Origin of the sequence: Alienimonas sp. DA493, from assembly GCF_043951915.1 — a bacterium.
GTDB lineage: Bacteria > Planctomycetota > Planctomycetia > Planctomycetales > Planctomycetaceae > Alienimonas.
On record NZ_JBINJD010000068.1, the window covers coordinates 1 to 26289 of the forward strand.

General features: G+C 72.2%; 20 protein-coding genes. 12 read left to right on the forward strand and 8 right to left on the reverse strand.

What is annotated here, in order from left to right:
* The 4 genes from ACG2DA_RS11920 to ACG2DA_RS11935 all read left to right on the forward strand — a co-directional run.
* The coding region (locus tag ACG2DA_RS11920) for an LURP-one-related/scramblase family protein (RefSeq protein ID WP_395255900.1) at positions 1–544 on the forward strand (544 nt) is incomplete at its 5' end.
* A gap of 173 nt (positions 545–717) precedes the next feature.
* Positions 718–1566 (forward strand): DUF58 domain-containing protein, encoded by an 849-nt coding sequence (locus ACG2DA_RS11925; RefSeq protein WP_395255901.1) that lies wholly within the window; start codon positions 718–720, stop codon positions 1564–1566.
* 94 nt (positions 1567–1660) lie between these two features.
* Positions 1661–3970 carry a BatA domain-containing protein gene (locus ACG2DA_RS11930; RefSeq protein WP_395255902.1) on the forward strand — a complete coding sequence of 770 codons (2310 nt, stop codon included), beginning with the start codon at positions 1661–1663 and terminating at the stop codon, positions 3968–3970.
* A gap of 2 nt (positions 3971–3972) precedes the next feature.
* Positions 3973–6492, forward strand: coding sequence for a VWA domain-containing protein (locus tag ACG2DA_RS11935; protein WP_395255903.1), 2520 nt, complete (start codon positions 3973–3975; stop codon positions 6490–6492).
* A gap of 29 nt (positions 6493–6521) precedes the next feature.
* Here ACG2DA_RS11935 and ACG2DA_RS11940 read toward each other — a convergent pair whose 3' ends face one another.
* The gene (locus tag ACG2DA_RS11940) at positions 6522–7229 is read right to left on the reverse strand and encodes a site-2 protease family protein (RefSeq protein ID WP_395255904.1); all 708 of its coding nucleotides are present in this window, start codon (positions 7227–7229) and stop codon (positions 6522–6524) included.
* Positions 7230–7495: 266 nt separating this feature from the next.
* Between ACG2DA_RS11940 and ACG2DA_RS11945 the strand changes: the two genes are divergently transcribed.
* The 7 genes from ACG2DA_RS11945 to ACG2DA_RS11975 are packed head-to-tail and all read left to right on the forward strand — an operon-like array spanning position 7496 to position 15121.
* Positions 7496–8353 (forward strand): DNA topoisomerase I, encoded by an 858-nt coding sequence (locus ACG2DA_RS11945; RefSeq protein ID WP_395255905.1) that lies wholly within the window; start codon positions 7496–7498, stop codon positions 8351–8353.
* A 43-nt stretch (positions 8354–8396) separates the two neighbouring features.
* Positions 8397–10301 carry a DNA mismatch repair endonuclease MutL gene (gene mutL / locus ACG2DA_RS11950; protein ID WP_395255906.1) on the forward strand — a complete coding sequence of 635 codons (1905 nt, stop codon included), beginning with the start codon at positions 8397–8399 and terminating at the stop codon, positions 10299–10301.
* A gap of 42 nt (positions 10302–10343) precedes the next feature.
* A complete protein-coding gene (locus ACG2DA_RS11955) occupies positions 10344–11861 on the forward strand; it encodes a type I 3-dehydroquinate dehydratase (protein WP_395255907.1) in 1518 nt (505 codons plus the stop codon).
* Positions 11858–12397: a shikimate kinase gene (locus ACG2DA_RS11960; RefSeq protein WP_395255908.1), complete on the forward strand. Its 540-nt coding sequence runs from the start codon at positions 11858–11860 to the stop codon at positions 12395–12397. Before ACG2DA_RS11955 ends, ACG2DA_RS11960 begins: the two co-directional genes overlap by 4 nt.
* Positions 12394–13713 (forward strand): prepilin peptidase, encoded by a 1320-nt coding sequence (locus tag ACG2DA_RS11965; RefSeq protein WP_395255909.1) that lies wholly within the window; start codon positions 12394–12396, stop codon positions 13711–13713. Before ACG2DA_RS11960 ends, ACG2DA_RS11965 begins: the two co-directional genes overlap by 4 nt.
* Positions 13710–14345, forward strand: a complete 636-nt coding sequence (hisH, locus tag ACG2DA_RS11970) for an imidazole glycerol phosphate synthase subunit HisH (RefSeq protein WP_395255911.1) — start codon at positions 13710–13712, stop codon at positions 14343–14345. Before ACG2DA_RS11965 ends, hisH begins: the two co-directional genes overlap by 4 nt.
* Positions 14346–14356: 11 nt before the next feature.
* The gene (locus ACG2DA_RS11975) at positions 14357–15121 is read left to right on the forward strand and encodes a HisA/HisF-related TIM barrel protein (protein ID WP_395255913.1); all 765 of its coding nucleotides are present in this window, start codon (positions 14357–14359) and stop codon (positions 15119–15121) included.
* A 63-nt stretch (positions 15122–15184) separates the two neighbouring features.
* Here the strand turns inward: ACG2DA_RS11975 and ACG2DA_RS11980 are convergent, their stop codons facing one another.
* The 7 genes from ACG2DA_RS11980 to rpiB form a co-directional block, all read right to left on the reverse strand.
* Positions 15185–16513: a glycerate kinase gene (locus ACG2DA_RS11980; RefSeq protein ID WP_395255914.1), complete on the reverse strand. Its 1329-nt coding sequence runs from the start codon at positions 16511–16513 to the stop codon at positions 15185–15187.
* 69 nt (positions 16514–16582) lie between these two features.
* Entirely contained in the window at positions 16583–17473 is an 891-nt protein-coding gene (locus tag ACG2DA_RS11985) for an isopenicillin N synthase family dioxygenase (protein ID WP_395255915.1), read from the reverse strand.
* Between the two features lie 38 nt (positions 17474–17511).
* Positions 17512–17835, reverse strand: coding sequence for a YbeD family protein (locus tag ACG2DA_RS11990; RefSeq protein WP_395255916.1), 324 nt, complete (start codon positions 17833–17835; stop codon positions 17512–17514).
* Positions 17836–17880: 45 nt separating this feature from the next.
* Positions 17881–18849 (reverse strand): YihY/virulence factor BrkB family protein, encoded by a 969-nt coding sequence (locus ACG2DA_RS11995; protein WP_395255917.1) that lies wholly within the window; start codon positions 18847–18849, stop codon positions 17881–17883.
* A gap of 91 nt (positions 18850–18940) precedes the next feature.
* The gene (locus tag ACG2DA_RS12000; protein WP_395255918.1) at positions 18941–22351 is read right to left on the reverse strand and encodes an AsmA-like C-terminal region-containing protein; all 3411 of its coding nucleotides are present in this window, start codon (positions 22349–22351) and stop codon (positions 18941–18943) included.
* 43 nt (positions 22352–22394) lie between these two features.
* Positions 22395–23936 carry an ArnT family glycosyltransferase gene (locus tag ACG2DA_RS12005; protein ID WP_395255919.1) on the reverse strand — a complete coding sequence of 514 codons (1542 nt, stop codon included), beginning with the start codon at positions 23934–23936 and terminating at the stop codon, positions 22395–22397.
* Between the two features lies 1 nt (position 23937).
* Positions 23938–24378: a ribose 5-phosphate isomerase B gene (gene rpiB / locus ACG2DA_RS12010; RefSeq protein ID WP_395255920.1), complete on the reverse strand. Its 441-nt coding sequence runs from the start codon at positions 24376–24378 to the stop codon at positions 23938–23940.
* A gap of 190 nt (positions 24379–24568) precedes the next feature.
* On the opposite strand from rpiB, the gene ACG2DA_RS12015 reads away from it, so the two are divergent.
* On the forward strand, positions 24569–26289 hold a 1721-nt coding region (locus ACG2DA_RS12015; RefSeq protein WP_395255921.1), incomplete at its 3' end, for a PDZ domain-containing protein.

The following is a 26289-nucleotide window of genomic DNA, read 5'->3' on the forward strand; positions in this document are numbered from 1 at the left end:
CCCTGGGGGCGGCCGCGGCGGGTTCGTTTTCGCCTCTCCCCCGCCCCCCGCCGCCGCTCCGATGAAGTTTCAGCTCCGCCAAAAACTGCTCGCCTTCGGGGACGACTTCACCGTCAAGGACGAGACCGGCGCCGACCGATTTTTCGTGGACGGGGCGGCGTTTTCGATCGGCGACAAGCTGTCCTTCCAGGACATGGACGGCAACGAGCTGGTGCGGATCGAGCAGAAGGTGCTCTCGCTGAAGACGACCTACCGCATCGTGCAGGGCGACGCGGTGGTCGCCACGGTGACGAAAAAGCCGTTCACCTTCTTCAAGGAGGTGTTCGAGGTGGAGGACGCCGCCCCCGGCGATCTGGACGCCACCGGCGACTTCTTCGATCGCGACTACACGCTGACCCGCGACGGGCGGACGGTGGCGACGGTCTCCAAGAAGTTTTTCTCCCTGTCGGACAGCTACGGCGTGGACATCGCCGAGGGGGAGGACGCCGTGTTGCTGCTGGCCGTCGTGGTGGTGATCGACCAGGTCAGCCACGACGAGAACTGACGCGCCCCCCCTTTTGGGGGTGCGCTTCCCGGCGGCGGCGTGCGTACCATCGGCGCGTCGCGTCGACCGGAGAGACCGCCCTGCCCGCCCCGCCTGCTTCCCGCCGCACCGGCCCGCCCGGGGGCCGCGACCACCTCACCCCGCAGGCCCTCGCCCGGATCGGCAAGCTGGAGGTGCGGGCCCGCAGCGTCGTCGAGGGGGTGATGGACGGCCTGCACCGCAGCCCCTACTTCGGGCAGAGCGTCGAATTCAGCCAGCACCGGGAGTACGTCCCCGGCGACGAGGCCCGCCACATCGACTGGAAGGTCTGGAGCAAGACGGACCGTTACTACGTCAAGCTGTTCGAGGAGGACACGAACCTCCGCACCACCCTGCTGGTGGACGGCTCCGAGAGCATGTCCTACGGCAGCGGCGCCATGACCAAGGCGGACTACGCCGCCACTCTGGCCGCGGCGATCGCCTACCTGTTGCTCAAACAGCAGGACAGCGTCGGCATGACGGTCTTCGGCGAGGGCGTGCGGGCCTCGGCGCCGCACCGGGGGAAGAAGACCCACCTCAACACGCTGCTGGGGACGCTGGGGGCGACGGAGCCGGCCGACAAGACGGACCTCGGCGGAATCCTCGCCCGCACCGCGGAGGAGCAGCGCCGGCCGGGGATGGTCGTGCTGTTCAGCGACCTGTTCGCCGACCGCGAGGCGACCTATCGCGGCCTGCGGATGCTCCGCAGCCGGGGCCACGACGTGCTGGTGTTCCACGTGCTGGACGACGAGGAACTCGACTTCGACTTCCAGGGCACCACCCGCTTCGTCGGGATGGAGGACGCCGGCGAGGTCACCTGCGACCCCCGCAGCCTCAAGGCCGGCTACCTGCAGGCGATGAACGACTTCTGCGAGGAGACCCGCAAGCGATGCGCGGCGAACCTGATCGACTATCAGGTCGTACGGACCAGCGAGCCGTTCGACGCGGCGCTCTCGCGGTACATCAACTCCCGGCTGGGCTTCCGCAAATCTGTTAGAAGGTAGCCGAGCGGGGGACGCGAACCTCCTGAACGCGCCGCTCCCCCGTCCGCCGTCGCACCGCTCATGGGGCTCACGCCCCACGCTCGCCTGACGCCCAATGATCGAAACCCTCGCCCCGTTCTTCCTGCACCCCGGCATCGCCGCGGCGGGGGCGGCCTGCGCGGCGGTCCCGATCGTCATCCACCTCATCAACCGCCTGCGGTTCCGCAAGGTGCGGTTCGCGGCGATGGAGTTCCTGCTCCAAAGCGAGCAGCGGAACCGGCGGCGGGTGCTGATCGAGCAGCTTCTCCTCCTGCTCCTCCGCATTCTGCTCGTGCTGGCCGCGGCGGCGTTGATCGCCCGGCTGGCGCTCGACCCGAGCACGCTCTCGGCGCTGCGGGGCGGTGACGCGGCTCACCACGTCGTGATCCTGGACGACAGCGGCTCGATGCGGGCGACGGCGGAGGAGGGCGACGTGTTCGAGGCGGCCAAGCGGACGCTGCGGGACTTCGCCGCCGAGGCCGCCCGCACGCCGGGGTCGCTGCAGCTAACCGTGCTGTTGCTCAGCCGGGCCGACGCCGATTCGGCCCTGTTCGCCCGCCGCGAGGTCAACACGGCCTTCCTGTCCGATCTGGCGGAGAAGCTGGACGCCCTCGAACCGACTCGGAGCCGGCTGCGGCCCGCCGCCGGTCTCGCCGCGGCGGAGCGGCGGCTGGCCAGCGAGGAGGACGTCGGCGAGCGCGTGGTCCACCTGCTCTCCGACTTCCGCACCGTCGACTGGGGCGGCGGGGGCCCGACGGAGGCCGTGGCGACTGACGACGCAGCGGGCGCGACGGCGGGCGACACCGCCGCCGCGGTCGAACGACTCGACGCCGCCGGGGTGCGGGTGAACCTCGTCCGCTTGGCCGCCGACGCCCCGGAGAACCGCCGCGTGGCGGACGTCTCCTACGGGGCCGCGACCGCGGCGGTCGGCGTGCCGCTGCGGGTGCGGGTGGAGGTCAGCAACGAATCGCAGACCGCCGCCGAAACGTTGGAACTGTCCGCGGCCCTCGACGGCCAACCGCTGCCGCTGGGCGAATCGATCCCCGCCCTGGAGCCGGGCGAGACGGCCGTGCGGGAGTTCGACGTCCAGTTCGACGACCCCGGCCGGCACGCCGTGTCGGTTTCCGTGCCCTCCGACGGCCTGCCGGAGGACGACAGCTTCACCCGGCCGGTGCTCGTGCTGCCGCGGGTCCCCGTTTTGGTGGTGGACGGCGCTGCCGACCTGGACGCGGCGAATCGAATCAGCCTGCTGTTCGACCCGGAGCTGACCGGCCGCGAGGTCCGCATCGGCGGCACGGATCTGCTGCGGAAGGAAGACCTGTCGCAGTTCTGGACGATCTACGTGGTGAACGTCCCCCGGCTGCCGGCGGACGCCGTCGGCCCGCTGACGCGGTACGTCGAGAACGGCGGCGGCCTGATCTGGTTCGGCGGGGAGATCGACGCGGAGTACTACACCGACACCCTCGTCCCCGCCGGCCTGTTCCCCGTGCCGCTGGCCGGCCCCTCCGTGGACCTCCCCGCAGAAGAAGGCGCCGGGCCGGACGTGCGGTTCGCGGAGCACCCGGTCACCCAGGCCCTCACCCTCGGCGAGAACCTGTTCGCCGACTTGGTGAAGGTCTACCGCTACCTGCCCGTGCCCGACGACTGGGAGCGGGACGACGCCGCCCGGAACGACGGCGTGGAGACGGTCGCCACGCTGCGGAACGGCGCCCCGCTGGTGTTGGCCTCGCGGCTGGGGGAGGGGCGGATTCTCACCGTGCTCACGACCGCCGGCGTCGCCCCCTCGGACGGCGAGGCGGAATGGACGAACTGGCCGCGGACGCCCCCCTTCCCGTTGTTCCACCTGCCGGCCCAGGAGTGGGCCGCCCGGATCGACACCGGCGACGCCGTCGGCGCCTCCGGGGAGCCGCTGGAGTTCGTGCTCGACGCCGCCCGCTTCCGACCGGACGTGCTGATCGAACGGCCGGACGACCTCTCCGCCTCCCTCACCGCCACGCCGCGGCTGCGGGAGGACGAACCGGGCGTGGACGGGGCTCCGGTGACGGACGACGAACTGCTGCTGACGGCCCGCTACGCCGACACCGACCTGCCCGGCGTCTACAAGGCCCGGCTGACGACCGCGGAGGGGGAGCCGGTCGACCGTTGGACCGCCCTCAACTTCCCCGCCGCCGAGAGCCGACTGGCCCTCATCGCCCCGGCGGCCCTGACGGACGCCCTCTCCGGCACGCGGAACGTCACCGTGCAGGAGGCCGGCGACGCCGCGTGGACCGGCGGGGGGGATCAGTCCCGGGAGATGCGCTGGTGGCTGCTCGGCCTGATGGCGGCGCTGATGGCCGCCGAATCGCTGCTGGCCTATCGCTGCGGCTATCACGGGGCGGGAGCCTGACCATGACGCACTTCGCCCTCCTCCCCCCGCTGGCCCAGGCCGTGCAGTCCGGGCCGACGCCCTCCGGCGGCACGTTGGAGTCGCTGACCGCGACCGAGTGGAACCCGCCCCGCACCCCGCTGGGCTGGGGCCTGCTGCTGGGCGTCGGGGCGGCCCTGCTGGCCTGGACGATCTGGCTGTACGTCCGCGACACCCGCCGCCTGCCCCGCGTGCTGCGGGCCGGCCTGCTGGCGCTGCGGATCGGCGTGCTGGTCTGCCTTGCCGTGGTCGCCCTCGACCCGCGGGAGCGGACGCAGACGACCGCCGTGCGGCCCAGCCGCGTCGCGGTGCTGATCGACACGAGCCAGTCCATGCAGCTCCCCGCCGACCCGACCGGCGATGCGGAACAAACGCGGGCCGAGGCGGTGACCGACCTGCTCACGCAGTCCCCCCTGTTGCGGGCGCTGGGCAGCGACCACCGGGTGCAGGTGTTCCGGTTCGACTCCTCCGCGAACCTGATCGCCGAACTGCCGGCCGTGTCGGAGTCTGCGGACGAGTCGACGGCGGACGAAACCGCCCGGAACGCCGCCTTCGCCGAGGCCCTGCAACAGATAGAGCCGAACGGCCGCGAGACCCGGCTGGGCGAGGCCGTCGCCGACGCCCTGCGGCAGGTCCGCGGGCCGACGCTGGCCGGGGCGATCGTGCTGACCGACGGCGGCCAGAATGCCGGCGCCGGAGCCGACGCGGCCGTCGGCCGGGCGGCCCGCGATGGCGTGCCGCTGTTCGCCGTGGGCGTCGGCGGGACCGAGCGTCCGGCGAACGTGCGGGTAACGGACCTCTCCGCCCCGACCGACGTCCGTTTCGCCCCGGAGCGCGAGCGGCAGGACCCCTTCGAGGTGCGGGCCTTTTTCGCCGCCGAGGGCCTGGAGGGCGAGCCGGCGTCGGTCACGCTGACCCGCGCCCCGGCGGAGTCCGACCCGGCGACGACCCCGGGCGAGACGCTCGAAACCCGCACCCTCGCCCTCCCCGCCGACGGGGAAACTGCAGAGGCGACCTTCGAACGCGAACCGACCGAGGCCGGCCGCTACCGCTACACCGTCACGATCGCCCCGCCGCCCGGCACGCGGGAGGCTCGCACCGACGACAACGCCCGCTCCGCGGTGGTCAACGCCCGCAGCCGGCCGACCAGCGTGCTGCTGATCGCCGGCGGACCGAACCGCGACTACCGCTTCCTGCAAACGGCCCTCGCCCGACAGGCGACCGCGGAGGTGGACGTGCTGCTCCAGTCGATCGACCCGGCGGAACTACCCGGCGTCACGCAGGACGGCGACGCCCTGCTGGCGGAGTTCCCGGAGAATTTTCCGCTCCGCCCGCCCGGCGAGCCCCGGCCGGAGAGCAGCCCCGACCGGTACGACGTGGTGCTCGCGCTGGACGCCGACTGGTCCCGCATCCCGCCGGAGGGCGTGGAGAGCCTGAGCCGGTGGGTGGACCGGCAGCGGGGCGGCCTCGTCTTCGCCGCCGGGGACGTGTACACGCCGCAGCTGACCGACGACTCGCTCTACGGCCCCGTGCGGGACCTGCTGCCGGTGCGGCTGGCGTCGCGGAGTCTGGTGGAGGCCTCGGACGAGAGCGCCCGCCCCTGGCAGCCGGAACTGACCGACGCCGCGACTTCCTCCGGCGTGCTCGACCTCGACCCGGAGCGGCCCGGGGATCTGTCGGCCTGGGAGCGGTTCGAGGGCTTCTATCGGGCGTTCCCGACCCGCGGGGCGAAGGACCTCGCCTCGGTCTTAATGCTGCACGGCGACCCCCGCACCACCGGCGAGGGGGCGACCGTGCTGATCGCCGATCAGCGGTACGGCGGCGGCCGGGTCTACTACCTCGGCACCTCGGAATTCTGGCGGCTGCGGGCGGAGGGGCCGGAACTGTTCGAACGGTTCTGGACGAACCTGATCCGGGCCGCGGCGGAGGGCCGGGCGACGGAGGGGGACGAGCCGGCGCTGTTCCTGATCGACCGGCCGGAGACGCCGGTCGGCGAGCCGGTGCGGATCGCGGTCGGCCTGCGGGACGCCCGCGGAGAGCCGGTGGAGGCGGGCACGGTCCGGGTGAGCGTCGACGGTCCGGACGGTTTCCCAGCCCCGGGCAGTCCGCTCACGCTGCGGCCGGTTCCGGGCCGCCCCGGCCGGTTCGAAGCCCCGTTCACCCCGCCGCGGCCCGGCCGGTTCACGTTGACGATCGACGGCGACGACGTGGGGATGGCGGAGGACGTGACGGCGACGATCACCGCCGTGCTGCCGGAGTTGGAACTAGCCACCGTGCGACAGGAGGTCCCCACGCTGACGGCCCTCGCCGAGGGCACCGACGGCCGCTACCTCCCGCTGGCCGAAGCCGCCGACGCGTTGCCGGAGCTGCTCGAGTCCCGCGAACGCACCGTCACCGTCGAGGAGTCCGTGCGGGCCCTGTGGGACGTGCGGTGGATGCTGTTCCTGATCGTCGGACTGTTCGGCTTCGAATGGCTCGTGCGGAAGCTCGCCCGACTGGCCTGACGGCCGGGCCGACGCCCCGGCCGAGCGGTTCAGCGGTTGCCGATCGCCTGCATGACCTGGAAATTCTGCATCGCGAGATAACCGAACAGCACCGCGCCGTAGAGGGCGTGGAACTGCACGTACAACGTCGCCCCGACCATCACCGCAACGAAGAAGCCGACGCGGGCGGTCCACAGGTCCGCCCCCCGCCGCATCGTGCGGCCCAGAATCGCCCGCAACACCTGCCCGCCGTCCAGCGGGTGGATCGGGAGCAGGTTCAGCACCGGCCAGGCGACGTTCACCCACATCAGGACGTTCAGCGCCGTCAGGGCGAGAGCCGAGTCGATCCCTCCGTCGAGGAAAATCGGCACGGTCGTGATGCCGACCACCAACAGCAGGGCGAGGGCCAGTTGGACGAAGGGCCCGGCGAGGGCGATCAGCACGTCCTGCCACCACCGAATCCGCGACGGCCGGCGGCCGTAGGCGAAGCCGCCGAACGCCAGCAGGACCACGGCCCAGTCCATCCCGAAGACCCGCGCGGTGAGGGCGTGGCCCATCTCATGCAGCAAGAGGGAGACGAAAATGCACAGCGCGGCCATCGCCAGGTGCGCGGCCAACGTCGCTCCCGCGAGGTTCGGCGGCAGCATGTAGAAGCCGAAGAACAACGCCCCCAGCCAATGCCATGCCGAGATCCAGACCGGCACCCCGAACAGCGAGAAGCGGAGGTCCAGCGGCGTCGGGGTGGGCAGACCGAACATGCGGGCGGCGCTTCGGGGGCACGGGGAGAGGAACAGCGGCGGGCACGATAGGGCCGCCCCGCCCCCGCACAACCGCTCCCGCGGCGTTCCCGCCCGCTGCGGAGGCGGAACGGTGCCGCGTGATCCGGCGGGGACGAAGGTACGTTGAAGGGGACGTTGTCCCCGCCGCCTCGGCCGGTCACCATGCGGCGTGATCGCCACGGACGCCGCGGCGTCGTCCTTCCCGTTCACCTTCCTCTTCCCCACCGCAGCGAGGCTCGGCGGCGATGTGGCAGGTCATCCCCACGGCGCTGCGGCTGATCCTCAATTCGGACCTGCTCAAGCCGCTGGTCGGCCGCACGCTCAAGCCGGGGGCCCGGTTCGCCGTCGGCCTGCTCGCGGTGCCGCTGTTCCGCTGGACGCTGAAGACCGTCCGCCTCCAGCACTTCGATCGGGAGTTGGAAAAGGACCTGGAGGAGTGGTTCGCCGCCAGCGCCCTGTTGCTGCTCTGCACGGCGAACATGGAGCAATTGCTCTTTCAGCAATTGGGGTTCGAGCCGCGGGACTGGATTTCGCTGGGCTTCCGCCTGTTGCTGGCGATCGGCGTGGTCGAGGCGATGCCGGACGTGGCCCTGTTCCCGGTGCTGCACCCCAAACCGAAGGTGCCGACAAAGGACGACTTCGGCTGGAACAAGCGGTGGTTCGGGCTGCGGAAGGTCCTACCGGCCTACGTGAAGGGGCTCGTTTGCCAGCACCTCGCCCGCTCCAGCCCGGTGCTGGCGATTCTGGCCTGCGTGGTCGGCGGGGTGGTCGATAAGGAGGGCAACATCCCGCCGGAGCGCCGGAACGAGTGGGTCGCCGGGTGGTTCTGCTACGGGGCCGCGATTAGCCAATATCTGGTGATGGGACTGATGGCGAGCCGGGAGGAGGCCGCCAATGTCCTGGCCGCCTACGACAAAAAGGTCGCTAAGGATCGGGCGAAGCTGGTCACGGAATTGCGGGCCGAACTCGCCCACGGGGCCTCCTGTCCGCTGCCCCCGCGGGCGACCGCGGCGACGGACCAGCCGGAGCCGCCGCGAACCGTGCAGCCCGCGCCTCCCGCGAAACCGGCGCCGGTTCCGGTCCGTCACGGGGGCGGCGAGTAGAATCGGGGTTCACGCCTCGTTCCCCGCTCGCTGCTCGTCGCTCTTGCCCCGCATCCAGCCGCTCGCCCCGGAGGTGGTGAACCAGATCGCCGCCGGCGAGGTGATTGAACGCCCGGCGTCCGTGGTCAAGGAACTGCTGGAGAACAGCCTCGACGCCCTCGCCACCCGCATCGAGGTGGACGTGGCCGCCGGCGGGACCGAGTTGATCCGCATCGCCGACGACGGCGAGGGGGTGCCGGAGGAGGACCTGCCGCTGGCTCTCACCCAGCACGCGACCAGCAAGCTGCGGACGCCGGCGGACCTGTTCACCGTCGCCACGATGGGCTTCCGCGGCGAGGCGCTGGCGAGCATCGCCTCCGTCAGCCGGTTCCGATTCCGCAGTCGGCCGGAGGGGCAGGAACTCGCCGCCGAGATCGCTTCGGAGGGCGGGACGCTCACCCCCGTCACGCCCCGCGGCGGACCGCAGGGCACGACGGTGGAGGTGCGGGACCTGTTCTTCAACGTGCCGGCCCGGCGGAAGTTCCTGAAGACGCACGCCACGGAGTTCGGCCACCTCGCGGAGCAGTTCACCCGCGTCGCCCTCGCCAACCCCCGCCTGCACGCCACGCTGCGGCACAACGGCAAGGTCGTCTACGACCTGCCGCCGGCCGCCGACGTGCGGGACCGACTGGCGACCTTCTTCGGCTCGCAGGTCGCCGACCGCCTGATCCCGGTGCGGAGCGAGTCCGACGTCGCCCGCCTGTGGGGGTTCGCCGGCCACCCGGGCGACTCCAAAGGAAGCCGGAAGGGGCAGTACCTGTTCCTCAACGGCCGCTGGATCACCGACCGCAGCCTGCAACACGCCCTCTCCGAGGCCTACCGCGGGCTGGTGATGATCGGCCGGCACCCGATCTCGTTCCTGTTCCTGGAAACCCCGCCGGACGCCGCGGACGTCAACGTCCACCCCACCAAGTGCGAGGTGCGGTTCCGCGACAGTTCGAGTCTCTACCGGCAACTGCTCGGCACGCTGCGGACGGAGTTTCTGAAGCGGGACTTCGAGCAACGCTTCCACCTCCCCGGCGACCCGGCGAAGCGGAACGGGGCGACCCCGGAGGCCGCCCCGTCCGCCCCGCCCCGCTCCCTGCCGGAGAAACAGGCCGAACTCGCCGACGGCTTCGCCGACTGGGCCCGGGCGGCGCTGTTGAAAGCGGAGAGTGAGCCGGTCCCCGAACCCTCGCCCGCCCCCCCCGGTTCGCCGGCGCCGTCAGGCGGCGCGTCCGCGGAGTTGGGGTCCGAGAGAGCGCTCGTGACTCCGACAGAAAGCGCGCCGCCTAACGGCGACGGCGAACCGAGGGGCGACCAAATCAAAGGCGACGGGCCGAAGAACGGCGTCACCGTGACCCGGGCGATGCAGGTGCTCGACACGTACCTCGTGCTGGAGACCGACGCCGGATTGCAGGTGATCGACCAGCACGCCCTGCACGAACGGGTGATGTACGAAACGCTCCGCCGGCGGGTCCTGGGCGAGGGGGTGGAGATTCAGCGGTTGCTCGTGCCGGAGTCCGTCGAACTGGACGCCAAACGGCACGCCGCGGTGCTGGAGCACGCGGCGACGCTGAACGAACTCGGCTTCGAGGTGGAGGACTTCGGCGGCACGACCGTGCTGCTCAACGGGTTCCCCGTGCTGCTGAAACGGGCCGACCCGGCGGCGGTGCTGGCGGACGCCGCGGACGCCCTCGCCGACAGCCCGAAGACGCCGGACCGCCGCGACCTGCTCGATTCCCTCCTCCACATGATGAGCTGCAAAGCGGCGGTGAAGGCCGGGCAGCGGCTCAGCCCGGAGGAGATCGACGCTCTGCTGACCGCCCGGCACCTCGTCGACGACGCCCACCACTGCCCGCACGGACGACCGACCGCCCTGACCCTTTCTCGCGACGACCTGGACCGCCAGTTCGGCCGGATGGGTTAGCCGCTCTCTTGAAGCGAGCGGCGAACCTGCGATCCTCCCCCGATGCCCCTGTGCGTCTCCATCGCCCGCAGCCATCCGTCCCGCATGCGGGCGGAGCACGCCGCCCTCGCCGAGGCTGGCGCCAAGCTGGTCGAGTACCGATTGGATTGGCTGAAAGGCCCGGTCGACGTGGCCGCGCTCATCGCCAATCGGCCGACCCCGGTCGTGCTGACCTGCCGCCGGCGTGAAGACGGCGGCCGCTGGTCCGGTTCGGAGGACGAACGGCTGGCGTTGCTCCGGCAGGCGATCCTCGCCGAGCCGGAGTTCGTCGACCTGGAGGGCGACGCCGCCCCCAAGGTGCCTCGCTTCGGCAAGGCGAAACGCGTCGTCAGCCACCACGACATGAAGGCGACCCCGGACGGCAAAACGCTGGCGAAGCTCTACAAGCAGCTCGCCGCGGCGGACGCGGACGTGGTGAAGCTCGTCACCACCGCGGAGACGATCGCGGACAACGCCCGGGTCCTCGACCTCTACGCCGCGGCGAAGAAGCCGACGGTCGCCTTCTGCATGGGGGAGTTCGGTCTCGCCAGCCGGGTGATGTGCTGCGCCAAGGGGGCGCCGTGGACCTACGCCTCGTTCAGTTCCGAACGCACCCTCGCCCCCGGCCTGCCGGACTTCGTCACGATGCGGACGGCCTACCGGGCCCACCGCGTCAAGAAAACCACGCGGTTCTTCGGCGTGATCGGCGATCCCGTCGCCCACAGCCTCTCCCCGCAACTGCACAACGCCGCATTCAAAGCCGCCGGATTCGACGGCTGCTACCTGCCGCTGCGGATCACCGCGGAGGAGTTCACCACCGCCCTGCCCGCCTTGGCGGCGATGGGATTCAAGGGGTTCAGCGTCACGATCCCTCATAAGGCCGCCGCGCTGAAGCTGGCCGGGGAAAAGAAGAGCACGGCGACGGACGCCGCCCGGCGGATCGGGGCCGCGAATACGCTGCTCGTGACCGGCTCGGAGGACGGCGGCCCGACCTGGCACGCGGCGAACACGGACCACGACGCCGCCCGCGACTCGCTGCTCGCCGAGCTGCGACGGGGCGACAAGCATGCCACGCTGGAGGGCCGGAAGGTCCTCGTGCTGGGCAGCGGCGGGGTGGCCCGAGCGTTGGTCGCCGCCCTGTCCGACGCCGGATGTGCGGTCACGGTCGCCGGGCGGACGGAGAAGAAGGCCCGGGCGTTGGTCGACGAGTTCGGCGGCGTCGTCCAGACCTGGCCGAACCGGGGGACCGGCATCTTCGAGATCGTGGTCAACTGCACGCCGGTCGGCATGTGGCCGAAGATGGACGAGACGCCGCTGCCGGAGAACCGCTTCCCCCCGCAGGCGATCGTCTTCGACACGATCTACAACCCGAACCGCACGCTGTTCCTCAAACAGGCCGCGGAGCGGGACGGTCGGACGATCGGCGGGGCGGACATGTTCGTTCGGCAGGCGGAAGCTCAATACGCCATGTTCACCGGCTCCCCCGCCCCGGAGGGCGTGATGCGGGAGGCGCTCCGCGACGCGATGTCGGTGGCGAAGTGACGACGCCCGCCGAGACGCCGCCGCGGTTGGAACCGGACTCCGTGATCTCCCTCGTCGGGGCCCGCGGCTGCGGGAAGTCGACGATCGGTCGGCGGCTCGCCGAGCGGCTGGACCGCCGCTTCGCCGACGCCGACGCGGAGATCGCCCGCGTGGCCGGCAAGTCGATCCCGGAGATCTTCGCCCTGCACGGCGAACCGGCGTTCCGCCTGTTGGAGGCGGAGGTGATCTCCGCCCTGCTGGACCGGACATCGATCGTGCTCGCCACCGGCGGGGGGGCGGTGTTGCAGAAGGAGACCCGTGAGCGCCTGGCCGCCGCCGGGCCGGTCGTCCTTCTGGAGGCCGACGCCGCGACGCTGCACGCCCGCACCGCCGGCGACCCGAACCGCCCGCCGCTGACCGAACTGCCGGCCGAGGAGGAGATGGCCGCGGTGCTGGCCGCCCGGGAGCCGCTGTACCGGGAGGTCGCGACCGTCACGGTCGACGCCACCGCGGAGCCGGAGGTCGTCGTGGAATCGATCCTGGCCGCGCTGTCGTGAGCGACGCCGCCTGGGCCGCCCTCACCGCCCTCGTGTTCCTCGCCGGCTGCGGGGCCGGGCGGTTCGTGAACGTCGCCGCGGTGCGGTTCGGCCCGCGGGAGTTTTTGGGCGATCAACTCCGCAGCCTGTGGCGGCCGACGCCGCACGAGGCCGCGCTGACGCGGGGCCGGGGGGCCTCGAAGCTGCCCGTGGTGGGTTGGTTCCTGCCCTCGCACCCGCTCTCCGCCGCCCCGCTGCGGGACCGGCTCGGCCCGGCGCTGGTGGAGTTCGCCGCCGGCGCCCTGCTGGCGGGGCTGTTCTGGCAGGAGGTGGCGAATTGGCGGACCTGGTCCCCGCCCGGCGGGCCGTTCCTGCCGGACGTCGCCCGAGCGTTTGAGTGCCCCTGGGACGCCGCGTTCACCTTCGCCCTGCACGCCCTGATGCTGCTCAGCCTGCTGGCGGCTTCCGTCATCGACCTGAGGCGGTTGCTGATCCCCGACGGCACGACCGTGCCGGCGCTGCTGCTGGCCGTCGTCGCCAGTCTGAGCGGCCGGCTCTGGCTGGTGCCGGTCTGGTTCGAGGAGGGCCGCGTCTCCCGGCTCGCCCCGGTCGGCGCCCGACCGGACGTGCAGCCGGTTCCGCTCTGGATCCTTGAGCACCCCCACCTGCACGGGCTGGCGGTCAGCCTCGCCGGAATCGTCGCCGGGGCGGGGGTTTGCTGGGCGGTCCGCTGGATCGGCGCCCTCACGCTGGGCCGGGAGGCGATGGGGCTGGGCGACGTGATCCTGATGGCGATGGTCGGGGCGTTCGTCGGCTGGCAGCCGGTGCTGACGGTGTTCTTCCTCGCCCCGGTCGCCGCATTGGCGGTGGTCGTCCCGGCGAAGCTGTATGACGCCGCGACGGGCAAAGCGACGAGCGCGGAGTTCCCCTACGGCCCCTGGCTGGCGCTGGCGGCGGCGTTCGTCGTGCTGTTCTGGCAGGACGTGTGGCCGGCGGTGGGGTCGTTCTTCGCCCTCGGCCCGTTCGTGCTGCTGGCCGGACTGACGATCGCCGTGCTGCTGGCGGTCCTGCTCTGGCTGATCGCCGTCGTGAAGCGGGCGCTGGGAATTGACGTCGAGTACTGGCCCCCGGGCTTCGCCCTGTGGTCTTCGGCCGATACCCTCACCTACCTCGCCGCGGAGTCCGACGATCTGGATCGTCCCGCCGGCGCCCCGGGCCGCCCCGCCCGCCCCTGGCCCGGCTCCGCCGCCGGCCGCGGCCGGTTGCATGCCGACCGCTGGCGGCACGGCGGCTCCCCCTCCCCCTCCTCGCAGTTTCGACCGAACCTCCGCCGGTGATCCGTATCGTCGACTACGGCTCCGGCAACCTGCGGAGCGTTCAGAAGGCGGTGCAGTCGCTTGGCTTCGACGCCGCGATCTCCGCCCGCCCGGAGGAGTTTTCGAAGGGCGACAAGCTGATCCTGCCCGGTCAGGGGGCGTTCGGCGACTGCGCCCGCGGGCTCGCGGAGAGCGGCCTTCGGGAGGTCGTGCTGGAACAGATCGCCGCCGACCGCCCGCTGCTGGGCGTCTGCGTCGGCCTGCAATTGCTGTTCGACGTTGGCCGGGAAGACGGCGACCACGAAGGCCTCGGCGTGCTGCGGGGCGAGGTGGTGAAATTCGAGGGCCCCGCCTTCGAGGGGCCGGACCGGGCCAAGATCCCGCTGATGGGCTGGTGTCCGCTGCTGGCGCCGGAGGGACGGTCGCTGGACGAGACGCCGGTCCTCCGCGGCCTCGGGCCGAACCCGCACGTCTACTTCGTGCACAGCTATCACGCTGCGGGCGTCGATCCGGCGGTCGTCGCCGCGGAAGCGGAGCACGGCGGCCGGTTCGTCGCCGCGGTGCACCGCGGCGCCCTCACCGCGACCCAGTTTCACCCGGAGAAGAGCCAGGCCGTCGGGCTCCAGATCCTCCGCAACTTCGCCACGCTCTGAATACGCCGCGCATGACGCCCCTCGAGATCCTCCCGGCCATCGATCTGCGCGGCGGCCGGTGCGTCCGGTTGCGGCAGGGCGATTACAACCAGGAAACCGTCTTCGGCGACGACCCGGCCGCGGTCGCGGCGGGCTTCGCGGCCGCGGGGGCGACGCGGATTCACGTCGTCGACCTGGACGCCGCCAAGTCCGGCGCCCGCACTAACGGGGAGCAAATCAAAGCGATCGTCGCCGCGGCCGCGGCCGGCCCCAACGGTCCGGTGCCGGTGCAGCTCGGCGGCGGGGTGCGGGACGGCGCGGCGATCGACTTCGCCCTGAACGAACTGGGCGTCGACCGCACCGTCGTCGGCAGCGCGGCCGTGAAGAACCCCGACTGGTTCGCCGCCGCCGCGGAAGCCCGCCCGGGTAAGCTCGTGCTCGGCTTGGATTACCGCGGCGGGGAGGTCGCCACCGACGGCTGGACCGAATCCAGCGGCCTGCCGGCGGTGGAGTTGGCCAAGCGGTTCGCCGGCCTGCCGCTGGGGGCGGCCGTCTGCACGGACATCGCCGACGACGGCATGATGGCGGGCATTTCCGACTCCGCCCTCAAATCGCTGGCCGTCTTCGCCGACCTCGGCCTGCCGGTGATCGCCAGCGGCGGGGTCAGCTCCGCCGACGAGGTGCGGAAGGTCGCGGCCCTGCGGCGGGAACACCCGAACGTCGTCGGGGCGATCGTCGGCCGGGCGATCTATGAGGGGGCGCTCACCGTCGAAGACGCCATCGCGGCCACGGCGTAGGGTCCGCTTTGCGGACCGTTTACGACAAGCTCGGACGAAGAAGATCGGTCCGCAGAGCGGACCCTACGGGGCGAGGGCGACCCGCAGGTCCATCACGTTGGTGTGCGTCGGGCCGGTTTTGAGCAGACCGCCGGTCTGCTCGAAGAACGGGTAGGCGTCGTTGCGGTCGAGGTACGGCCGCGGGTGCAGTCCGAGGGCTTTCGCCCGGGCGATGAGGGCGTCGTCGGCGACGGCGCCGGCGGCGTCGGTGGGGCCGTCCTCCCCGTCGGTGCCGCCGGAGAGGATCACCGCCCCGTTCAGACCGCCCGGGATGTCCCAGGCGGCGTCGACGGCGGCCAACACGAGTTCCTGATTGCGGCCGCCCTTGCCGGGATTCTCGCAGAGCGAGACCGTCGGCTCCCCGCCGGAGATGCGGCAGGCGGCGCCGGAGCCGGCGGCGACGTGCGTCCACGCCAGCAGTTTGCGGCCCTCTTCGGCGGCCTCGCCGGCCGACGCCGGGCCGACCCGGTTCACCTGATAGTCGTACGCCATCGCCGCCCGCCGGGCGGCGCCGGTGGCGTTCGCGTTGGAGCCGATCACCTCCGTCCGCACCGAGTCCGGTACGGTCCGCTCCTCCCCCTCCGCCGCTTCGATCCGGCGCCAGACGGCCTCTGGCAGATCGCTGCGGTCGGGGCAGTAACGGCGGAGCACGGCGAGGGCGTCCGCGGCCGTGGAGTGGTCGGCGACGGTGGGGCCGCTGGCGATGACGTCCAGCGGATCGCCGATCACATCGCTGATCGCCAGGCAGAGCGTCCGCCCGGCGCCGCTGGCCCGGCCCAGCCCCCCGCCCTTCACCGCGGAGAGGCGTTTGCGGACGGTGTTCAACTCCGTAATGTTCGCCCCGCGGCTCGCCAGCCGCTTCGTCACGGCGAGCTTGTCGGCCAGCGTGATCCCCTCGGCCGGGGCGACCAACAGGGCGCTGCCGCCGCCGGAGAGCAGCACAACGCACAGGTCCCGCGGGCCGCAGCCGCGGACCAGTTCGAGAATGCGGCGGGTGCCCTCCACCCCCTCGGGCCGCGGTTCGTTCGCCCCCGCCGGGCGGCCGGCGTGCAGGGTGAAGCCGGGCACGGGCCGGACGCAATCCGCCGGGACGTTCAGCCATCCGGTCAGCCGTTCGGCCCAGGGGCTGCCGGCTACAGCCTCCGCGAAGCCGGCGGCCATGCCCGCGCCCGCCTTGCCGGCGCCGACGACGATCAGCCGGTCCGCCTCGTGCGGCCGGAACCGCTCGTCGAGGATATGGAGCGTGTCCCCCGTCACCCGCACGGCGTCCCGCACCAGTCGGTCGGAGGCGACGGCGTCCACGCCGGCCCGCCAGATTGCGATGGCGTGTTCGCGGTTCGGGGTGAAAGACATCGGCAGCGGTGGAGGAGGCGTCCGGGACGCTTGAAGCGTCCGGGACGCTCGCCGTTCCCGCAAGCGGGATCACCCGGCGGGACGGATCGCCCGCAGGCGTTCCTCAAGAAACGCCCCCGCCGTCAACGCGCGGAACCGCTCCGGTTTCGCCCCGGGCAGGTTGAGCGGCGCGAGGTCCACGTCCGGCCGCGGGTGGCAGAAAAAGGGCATGCTCAGCCGGGCCTGCCGGGCCCCCTCGCCGGGCGGGTTCACCACGCGGTGCACCGTGCTGCGGATCACGCCGCCGGTGAGGTTCTGGAGCATGTCGCCGCTGTCCGCGACGATCTCGCCGGGGCGGGCGACGACCGGCAGCCAGCCGGAGCCGTCCCGGCTCTCGATCTCCAGCCCGGCCGCCGTGGCTTCGACCAGCAGGGTGAGGAGGTTGATGTCCGCGTGAGCCGCCGCGCGGGTCGCGGCCGGCGGGGCGTCGTCGGGGACCGGCGGATAGTGGATGAGCCGCAGGATGCTCTCGCCGCCGGCGATGCGGTCCGGCAGGAAGTCGCGGCCGAGGCCAAGGTCTTCGGAGACCGCCGCCGCGACCCGCACCGCCGCGTCCCGCAGAGCGGCGTACAGCGGTTCGACCGCGGCCCGAAACTCTTCGTCCGGCCAGACGTTCGGGCCGCCGGGCGCGTCGGCCTCCAGCGGACCGATCTGGAAGAACTCCTTCAAGTCGGCCGCCGCGGCGCCGGCGGCCCGCTCCCCGCCGGTGGCGGTGTAGCCCCGCTGGCCCAGCGCCCCAGGCACCTCGAAGCGACGCTTCTCCTCCTCCGGACGGGCGAAGAAGGCGGTGGCGGCCTCGTAGGCGGCGGCGATCAGGGCGTCGTCGACGCCGTGGTCGATCAGGGAGAAGAAGCCCACCTCCCGCAGCGCCGCCCCAATCTGCGACGGAGCCTCCGCGGCGCCCAGGGAGACCACGGGCACGGCCGGTTCGGGTGGGAGATTGCTCTGCAGATCGTCGCTCACAGCACCATCACCAGGCCGTCCAGGCGGTAAATCAGCTGGTAGAGGGTCACCACCGACTGGGCCGTCGGCACGGTCGGTTCGAGGGTGACCGAGAGATGCCGACCGCTGCGGGTGCGGCGAATCGTGAAGACAGGGTCTTCTTCAAGTTCCAGTTCGTCCCGCACCAGCGAGACCACCCGGGCCGCGAAGCTGCGGTCGTCGGCCCCGATGACCTTGAACAGGTACGGGCCGGGAAAGGAGTGCGTCTCGTTCAGCAACTCCAAGCTGGGCAGCCGGGCGGGGTCCAGCGGGGTCGGATCGGAGGCGGGGGAGTCGGACATGACGGTCGGCGGCAGGGACGGGGGGGGCCAGTATAGGCGCTGCCGTCACCCGCCGGCGCCGGCCGGTTGGAGCTCTTTCTTCACCCGCACGGCACCGTCCTCCGGCACGATGCCGGACCCGCGGCGGTCGGCCCACTTCTGGGTCAGCTCCGCGCCGAACAGGAAAATCAGGCTGGTGTAGTAGACCCAGACGAACACCATCGCCAACGACGCCGCCCCGGAGCCGAAGCTGTCCGCGAAGTTCGCCCGGCCCAGATAGATGCCCAGGCCGAATTTCCCCACCCAGAACAGCCCCGCGGTCACTAAGGCCCCGACGACGACGTCCTTCCAGGCGATGTGGGCGTCCGGCAGGAACTTGAACATCGCGCCGAACAGCGTGCCGACGACCAGCACGGTGAGGATCTCGTTCATCACCGCCAGGAACATGCCCCCGCCGCTCAGGCCGGTCGCCTCGCCGACCTTCGCCGTCATCCCCTGCACCGCGGCAGTGATGGTCAGGGAGACGATCAGCAGGAAGCCGACGCCCAAAATCATCGCCAGGGAGACCAGGCGCTTGGTAACGAAGTTCCACACGCCGCCCTTCTCCGGGTCCGGCATGACTTCCCAGGCGGTGTTCAGCGCGTCCTGCAGGGCGACGACGACGCCGGTGGCCCCGAACAGGATGCCGCCGAAGGTGAGAATCCACTTCCACGGGCTGGCGTTGCCCATCTGGGCGCTGTGGAGCATGGCGTCGATCTGCTCCTGTTCCTCCGGGCCGTCCAGCCCGGTGACGTTGCCGACCTGCTCCTTGATGACTTCGGAGCCGCCCGCCTCGCCGCCGGTCCCGGTGACGCCCGCGTACCAACCGACGATGGTGACCAGGAGCACCAGCAGCGCCGGCAGGGCGAAGACGGTGTAATACGACATCGCGGCGGCCAGCCGCATGCAGTTGTCGTCGATGAAGTCCGTCACCGCCGCTTTCGCGATGGCGAACAGCGACGAGTCGGTCTCGGGAGATGCGGGGGCGGTGGACATACTCGCAGTCTAAACCCGCCCCGCGCGGGTCGTCACCAGCCCCGCACGGGGCGGCTCCCCTTCTCTCCCCCCGAGAATTACGGTCGTGAAACTACGGTCCGCCGGCAGTGCGGCGGGGCACCGGTTCGCTCAACAGCGGGGAGAGCGGGGTGAGGAAGGCGGCGAGGGAACCCTCCACCGCGGGGCTGAAGGTCCGCATGGCCGGCTGTCCGATCGTGCCGGCCACCTGCACGCCCACCCACCCGGTCGACAGCGCCCGCACCAGCGGGATCCGCCAGGTCGTCGGGGCTTTCGAGTAGAACTGCAGATCGAGGCCGCCGTTCAGCCCGACCCGCCCGCGACCGACGAAGCTGATCGCCTCGCCCAACAGGTCGATCCGGCGGAAGGTCGCAGTTTCGTTAGCGAGATCGAATTGGGCGGCGGCGGAGTGGAACATCGTGGGGTCGTTCATGTTCACCGCCTTGAATAGGCGGAGCACGAGGTTCAGCTCGCCCAGGGCCGCGGGTTTGATCTCCAGGTTGCCGGAGCCGGCGACGGTGCGGGCGTCCGAGCCGCGACCGGCCAGGGCGAGACTGCCGCGGAGGTTGCCCTCCAGGTTCTTCGCCCCGCCCATCTGCTGCCGGGCGTACTCGCTGAGCTTGGCGCCGCTGAGTTCCGCGGCGAGCCGGTAGCTGGGACCGCGGCTGAGGTTCGCCGCCACGTTGGCCTGCAGCACGCCGCCGTAGGCCATCGCGGTGAGGCGGCGGCCGTCGGGGGCGTCCGGACTGCCGACCAGCAGTTCGTCCCCCCGCAACCGGAAGGGCGCGGCCACGTCCCGCAGCACGTGATCCAGCAGTTCGGCCCGGTCCGTCCGCAGTTCGCCGCCGAGGACCGCCCGCTCCCCGTCGTAGTGCCCCTCGCAGGTGACGGTCCCCCGGCCGAGCCGCACCGTCGGGCCCAGCTCCGCGACGTTGCCGTCGAGCGTCGCCGAGGTCCGCCAAGCGGCGGTCGTCGCAGCGGAGCCGTCGGCCACCCCGCGGAGTTGCAGCGAGGGCACGCGCAACCCGACCGGCCCCCGCAGGTTCAACGCCTCCGCCCCCTCCCGCAGGTCGTCGGAGAGGGCCGCCTTGAACGCCGGGCCGACGACGAAGCCGTCGCACGCCAGATCGTCCACCGAGAGAGCCCAGTCCCCGGCGGCGTCGTGCCGCAACTCCAAGCCGCCGGTCGTCCGCAAGGCGACGGGCGCCTCCCCGTTCCGATCGCGGTGGTGGAAGGCGAACCGTTGCAGCCGCAACGTGCCGCCCCCGGGAGTGCGGGCGGAGACGTACGAACCGGCGGCCTCGATCTCCTGCAGCGGGAGCGGGAACGCCTCCGGCGTGATCGCCGCCCCGGCGACGCGGAGGTCGGGCAGGTCGACCCGCGGCGACCGCCCGGGAGCCCAGGCGACGGTCGCCCGGAGATCGATCACGCCGCCGGAAAGGGCAAGTTCCTCCCACACGTCCCGGGCCCCCTCCGGCAAGGCGTCGTGCAGCGTTTGGTCCAGCGACACCCCGGCGGCGGTGACGTCCAGCGCCAACCGACCGGGTTTGCGTTGCGCGTCGAAGGCCGCCGAGGCGGTCAGCGTCGCCGGGCCGTGGGCGCCGCGGAGGTCCTCGAACCGCCAGACGCCCTCCCGCGAATCGAACCGCATCACGCCGCTGAGGCCGTCGATGGGATAAGGGAAGCACTCCGGCCGGACCGCGGCGTTCGCCACGTCCGCCCGCACCGTCCAGTGGAACGGCTGGTCGAACCCCGGCGGACGGTGCAGCGTGAGTTCCGCGTCGGCGAGGCCCTCCAGCGCCATGTGCTCCACCGCGGCCCGCACCGGCGGCGGGCAGGCGTCGCGGAACGCCCGGTTCAGCGGGGCCCCGACCACCTTCCCGGCGCCGCGGAACTCGAACGCCCGCCCCGGGTTCTGCACCCAGCCGCGAAAGGCCGCCGGCTGCCCGGCGACCGTGCCGCGGAAATCCAGCCGCAGCACGCCGTGCTCGTCCGTCCTGGCGAAGCCGCGAACGTTCCGCACGGGTACGGGGAACTTCTCCGGCCGGATCGCCCCCTCCAGCACGGCGAGGTCCAGCTCCGTGAGTTCCCACCGGTTCCGCAGCACGCCGTCCACCGTGGACGGGGCGGCCTCCAGCGTGGCGACGGTCACGTCCAGCACGCCGCTGGGGGTCAGGGTCCCGTGCAACTTGCGCAGGGCCTCCGGCAGACGGGGGCCGTCGTCCACCGAGACCGGGACGCGCTCCGCGGAGAACGTCACCCGACCGTCGAGCCCCAGCGGGGAGGGCCGAAACACGCCCTCCGCCCGGGCGACGGTTTCCCCGTGGCGGCCGGTCGCTTCGATCAATCGCACTTCGCCCTCCGCAATGCGAGCGACGCCCCGCACGCCCGAGAGCGGGAACGGCAGGAAGCGGTTGACGAGGGTGCCCTGCCGGCAGTTCACCGTGATTTCGTACTCCGGCACGGCGTCGAAGCCGTCCGCGGAGAGAGCGAACTCCGCGGAGAGGTCCCCCTCCAGCCCAAAGTCCGTCAGCCGGACCGGACCGCGGGGCGCCGGGGCCGCGGGCAGGCCCAGCGAGGGGACAGGCTGGGCGGAGACCACCCGCACCGGACCGCGACGCGGGTCGGCGTGCGGCGGGACCAACTCGCCCGCCAGCTTTCGTTCCACGGCGGTGAACTTTTCCTTCGCCGCCAGCAGCCCGGCCTGCAACTCCGGCGAGCCGACGGCGGCGTCCGCGAGCAGACCGCCGCCGAGCTCCAGTCCGCCCACTTCCCCGGCCAGCCGCCAGCGGCCGCGGTCCAGGTCGAAGGCCCCGTCGAACTGCACGCCGCCGCCCTCGGCAACCTCGGCGGCGTCCTCCCCCGCGACGCCGCCGGCGCCGCGAATGCGGTAGCTCCGGCGAGAGTCCGGCAGCAGGGAGACGTTCAGTTGGTGCAGCGTCGCGGCCAGCGGGCCATGCCCCGACGCTCCGCCCGGGTCGCGGCCCGCCTCGCCGTCGGGCTGCGTTTCGAACACCAGCCGCACGGTCGCGTCGCGGATCTCCCACGCCGGACAGGGCGGCGCCGGCTCCGGCGGGGTGAGCGGCAGCAAGTCCGCGAGATTCCACGTCCCGTCCGGCCGACGGACGAGCGTCAACGTCGGCCGCACGACGGTCAGCGACCGCACCTCGATGCGCTCGGACTCGCGGAACCGCTCCCGGTCCAGCGCGATCCGCATTTCCGGCACGACGATCGGCGGGCGGGCGCCCTCGGCGTCGGTCTGCGGGGCGATCGTCAGCCCGGTGACGAGGACGGTTTCGTCCCAGTTGAAGGACGCCGTCGCGACGCTGATCCGGCCGTGCGGAATCAGCCCCTCCAGCGCCTCGACGACCGCATCGCGGGTCATCGCGTCGGCCCGGTCCAGGTAGTACCAGCCGAGGCCCGCGCCGCCGGCCGCCAGCAGGGCGCAGAGCGCCGTCAGCCAGCGGACGGTGCGGCGGATCATCAAGGCGGCGTCCTGCCAGGCTCGGGCGGCGAGCGAGGGGGCGTCAGCCCCCCGTGCGTACGGAGCGTTCCCGGCGGCGCTGCCAGAGGTCGAGTCCCCCGACCGCGGCGGCGACGCACAGGGGGAACTCCCCGGGCAGTCGATAGCGAACGCTGCCGACGAACACCAGACAGACCGCCGCCAATCCCAGCACGGGGCCCCAGGTCAACGCCAACGCCCACAGCCGGTCCACCCCCCAGCCTGCCTGCTCTCCCCCGTCCCGCCACAGCCGCACGCCGCCCCAGACCGCCAGCCCGATCAGCGGCAGGAAAAACGCCGCGAACCCCGCTTTCAACGCCCGCCCCGCAACTCCGCCGGGCAGTCCGCCCACCGGCCACGGCCGCCAGAACCGCCCCTGCTTCACAACGGCCAGACGGGCGACCCGCAGCGGGTCCTCCAGCGCCGCCTCCCGGGCGGCCTCGCTGTAAAGTCGGTTCGACGCCAGTTCGTCCCCCAATGCCGCCGCCCGAAGCCTTTCGTCCTCCGTGAGCGGGATGAGCTGCGGGCCGAGCTGGCGGACGAACCGCAGTCGTGCGGGCGGCGAGGCCTCGCAGCAGAAGATTTTGAAGACCGGCCGGTCCTCCGGCGGCACGGCGCCCTCGTCGACGTCGAACCACGGGTTCCCTGCGACCGGGCGGTACGGCCCCTCGAACGCTGACGCCTCCGCGGGCGGCGGGTCGCGGAACCGCATATCGCTCGCCCCGGTCGCCTGGGGGCCGAGGGAGTCGTACAGCGTCGGCCCGCCCCAGGTCGTCGTCAGCACCGGTTCGCCCAGCACGCGCTGATTGCGAAGCGGCCAGGAGGCGAAGCCGACGAGAAAGGCCGCGGCGAACGCCCCCGTCCACGCCGCCCGCCGCAGGTCGCCCGCCTTCCACGCCAGTCCGAGGGCCAGCAGCGCGACGCAGGGCAGGAACGGCAGCCAAACCGGCCGCGTCAGGCAGGCTCCGGCCGTGGCCAGCCCGGCCCAGATCGCCGGCTCCCAGCGATTCGGCCGCCGGGCGTCGCCGATTGGTCGCCGCACGCACTCCGCCACGCCGGCCAGCGAGAGCGTCAGCAGGGCGGCGAACAGGCTTTCGCTCAGCAGCATCGTGCTGAATGCGACCGCGAGCGGGTTGACCGCCGCCAGCCACGCCGCCGCCGCCCCGACCCGCGGCCCGCCGATCGCGGCTCCCAACCGTCCCGTCGCCCAGACGGCCAGGGCGCCGCAGAGCGCGACGACGCACCGACAGAGCGCCGGCAGGAACCGTTCGGAAACCCAACCGGCCTGCTCCGTCAGCCAAAACGGCCCGGCCAGCAGGAGGGGAAACAGCGGGACCCTCATCGCCCGCCGCGGGTGCACGCCGCTGTCGACGGCGTAGTCGCGGCCCGCCGCGATGTCGGCGGCGAGGTCGAGATACCCTCCGGCGTCGCCGGCGACGACGTGTTCCCGTCCCTCGCCCGCCAGCTGCGCCTCGACCGCCGTTACGGCCGCCAGCCGCAGGAGGAGCGCCGTCGCCACAGCCCAGCCGACGCCGGGGAACGAGAGACGGGCGAGGCGTCCGGCCATCTCAGCCGGGCTCGATCGTATCCAGCTTTTCGATCCGCCGCAGGTGCCGGCCGCCGTCGAAGTCCTCCGTCAGCCAGACGGCGACGATCTTGAGAGCCTCGTCCTCCGACACCTGCCGGGCGCCGAGGCTGAGGCAGTTCGCGTTGTTGTGCCGGCGGGCCAGAGCGGCGGTCTCCAGGTTCCAGCACAGGGCGCACCGCACGCCCCGCAGCCGGTTGGCCGCCATCGCCTCGCCGTTGCCGCTCCCGCCGAACACCACGGCCCGATCGCACTCGCCGGTTTGCACCAGCCGGGCGGCGGGCACGACAAAATCCGGATAATCGACAGACTCAGCACAATGCGTGCCGCAGTCTTCGACCTCGTGGCCGGCAGCAGTCAGCAGCACCTTGACGGCTTCTTTGAGCGGGTAGCCGGCGTGGTCGGTGCCGAGGGCGATCTTCACAGGGTCGAAGAGGACTGACGGGAGCGGGAACGGAACACGCCGGCGCGGCGCTGCGGGGACCGGCACACAGGTGACCGTGCCGGCGTCACCTTGTACGGCGCCCGACCATCGAACCGCGACCCCAGAGTGCCGGAAGGGCGTTTTCAGGGTTTGGCGCGGGGGTTGCTCAGTAGGTCGATGTCCTATCCCGATGTCCAGACACCCCCGCAACCCGATGCACCGCCTGCCCCTCCGCTTCCTCACCGCCACCTCCGTCGCCGGGCTGACGCTCCTCGCGGCGCCGACTCTCCCTGCACAGATTTATGAAGGGACGACGGAGGCGACCGACGCTCCGGAACCGCGCTTCGGCATGTTCCGCGACCCCTCCGGCTACGAGGGCAGCGAAGTCCGTGATCCAGTGGACTACAACGGCGAATTGCTGGAAGCCAAGGACGGCGAGTTGACGCTCTCCCTCTGGAAGGGCGTGAACGGATCGGAAGCCTTGGAGGTCGCGACGGAGGGCGACTATCCGGCCGACGAGGTGGAAGCCAACCTCCCGGCCGACGGACTCGGCGACGACTTGCCGGAGCCGGTGCGAGTCGCCGTGCGGGACGGGGCCGACGTCTATCTGAACGGCCGCCGGGCCAAGCTCTCGGACCTGCGTCCGGGGGACCGCATCCGCGTCCGCGCCGTCGACGCCGACGGCACCGACGTGCAGAAAATCGTCGCGTTGCGGACGGACGATATCCGCATGGACGACGGGTTGCAGATTCATCCGGACCCGGAGATCGACGACCCCGCCTCGCTCGCCCCGGCCGACGGCGACGAGGACGACGCACCCTCGCCCGAAATCGCCCGGGCCGCGGAGACCGGCGTAACCACCCCCGGCGGCGGCGGCTTCCAGGACGCCCCCAAGACGAACGCCACCGGCAAGACCCGGGAGAACCTCGAGAACCCGGACCGCGGCGTCGTGGTCGACCCGAATCGCGCGCCGCAGTCGGCAATGGCCGGCGCCGGCAGCCCCGGGTTCGGCTTCGCGATCGCGGACAGCCCGGGCGAGGGCGTGCTGGTGGTCGAGTTGCAGCCGGGCGGCCCCGCCGACGAAGCCGGGCTCCGAGACGGCGACTTCCTGACCCAACTCGCGGGGCGATCCCTGACCGTGCCGACGGACGTGAAGGCGGTCGCCGATCGGGCCCTCAGCGGCGAGGAACCGCAGACGGTCAGCGGCGTCGCCTGGCGCGACGGTAAGGAGTTGCAGTTCGAGATCACGCCGTCCCCGGACGCCCGCGACTACTACGGCAGCTCCGCCGGGGCCGCGTTCTCCGAGGACGATCTCAACGTGAGCCCCACCCTCGGCGCCCGCGTGCGGAACAGCGACGGAACCGGCGTGGAGGTGGTGGCGGGTTACCCGGCGAACGCCGGTGCGGGCGTCGCCCCCCGGACCACCGGGTACGCTCCCGGCGGTTACGCCCCGGGCGGGGTCGCCCCGGGTGGTTACGTGCCGGGCGCCGGGCTGTACCCGGGCGTCCTCCCCGGCACGCCCAACGGCGGCAACGGCAACGGCGGCAACGGCAACGGCGGCAACGGCAACGGCGACAACGGAACCGGGAACAACGGAACCGGTACGATGACGCCCGGCGCGACTGACAGCAGCCCCGGCCTCGCCAACGACGACTCCGTCACCCCGGCCGGCAGCCTGTCGAACACCGGCCAGACGATCGATACCACCGGCGCCGACGCCAACGTGCCCGGCGTCTCTGGCACCAACGCCACCGGCACCAACAAAACCGGCACCAACAACACCGGGACCAACGCCACCGGGACCAACGCCACCGGGACCAACGCCACCGGCACCAACGCCACCGGCACCAACGCCACCGGCACCAACGCCACCGGCACCAACGCCACCGGCACCAACGCCACCGGCACCAA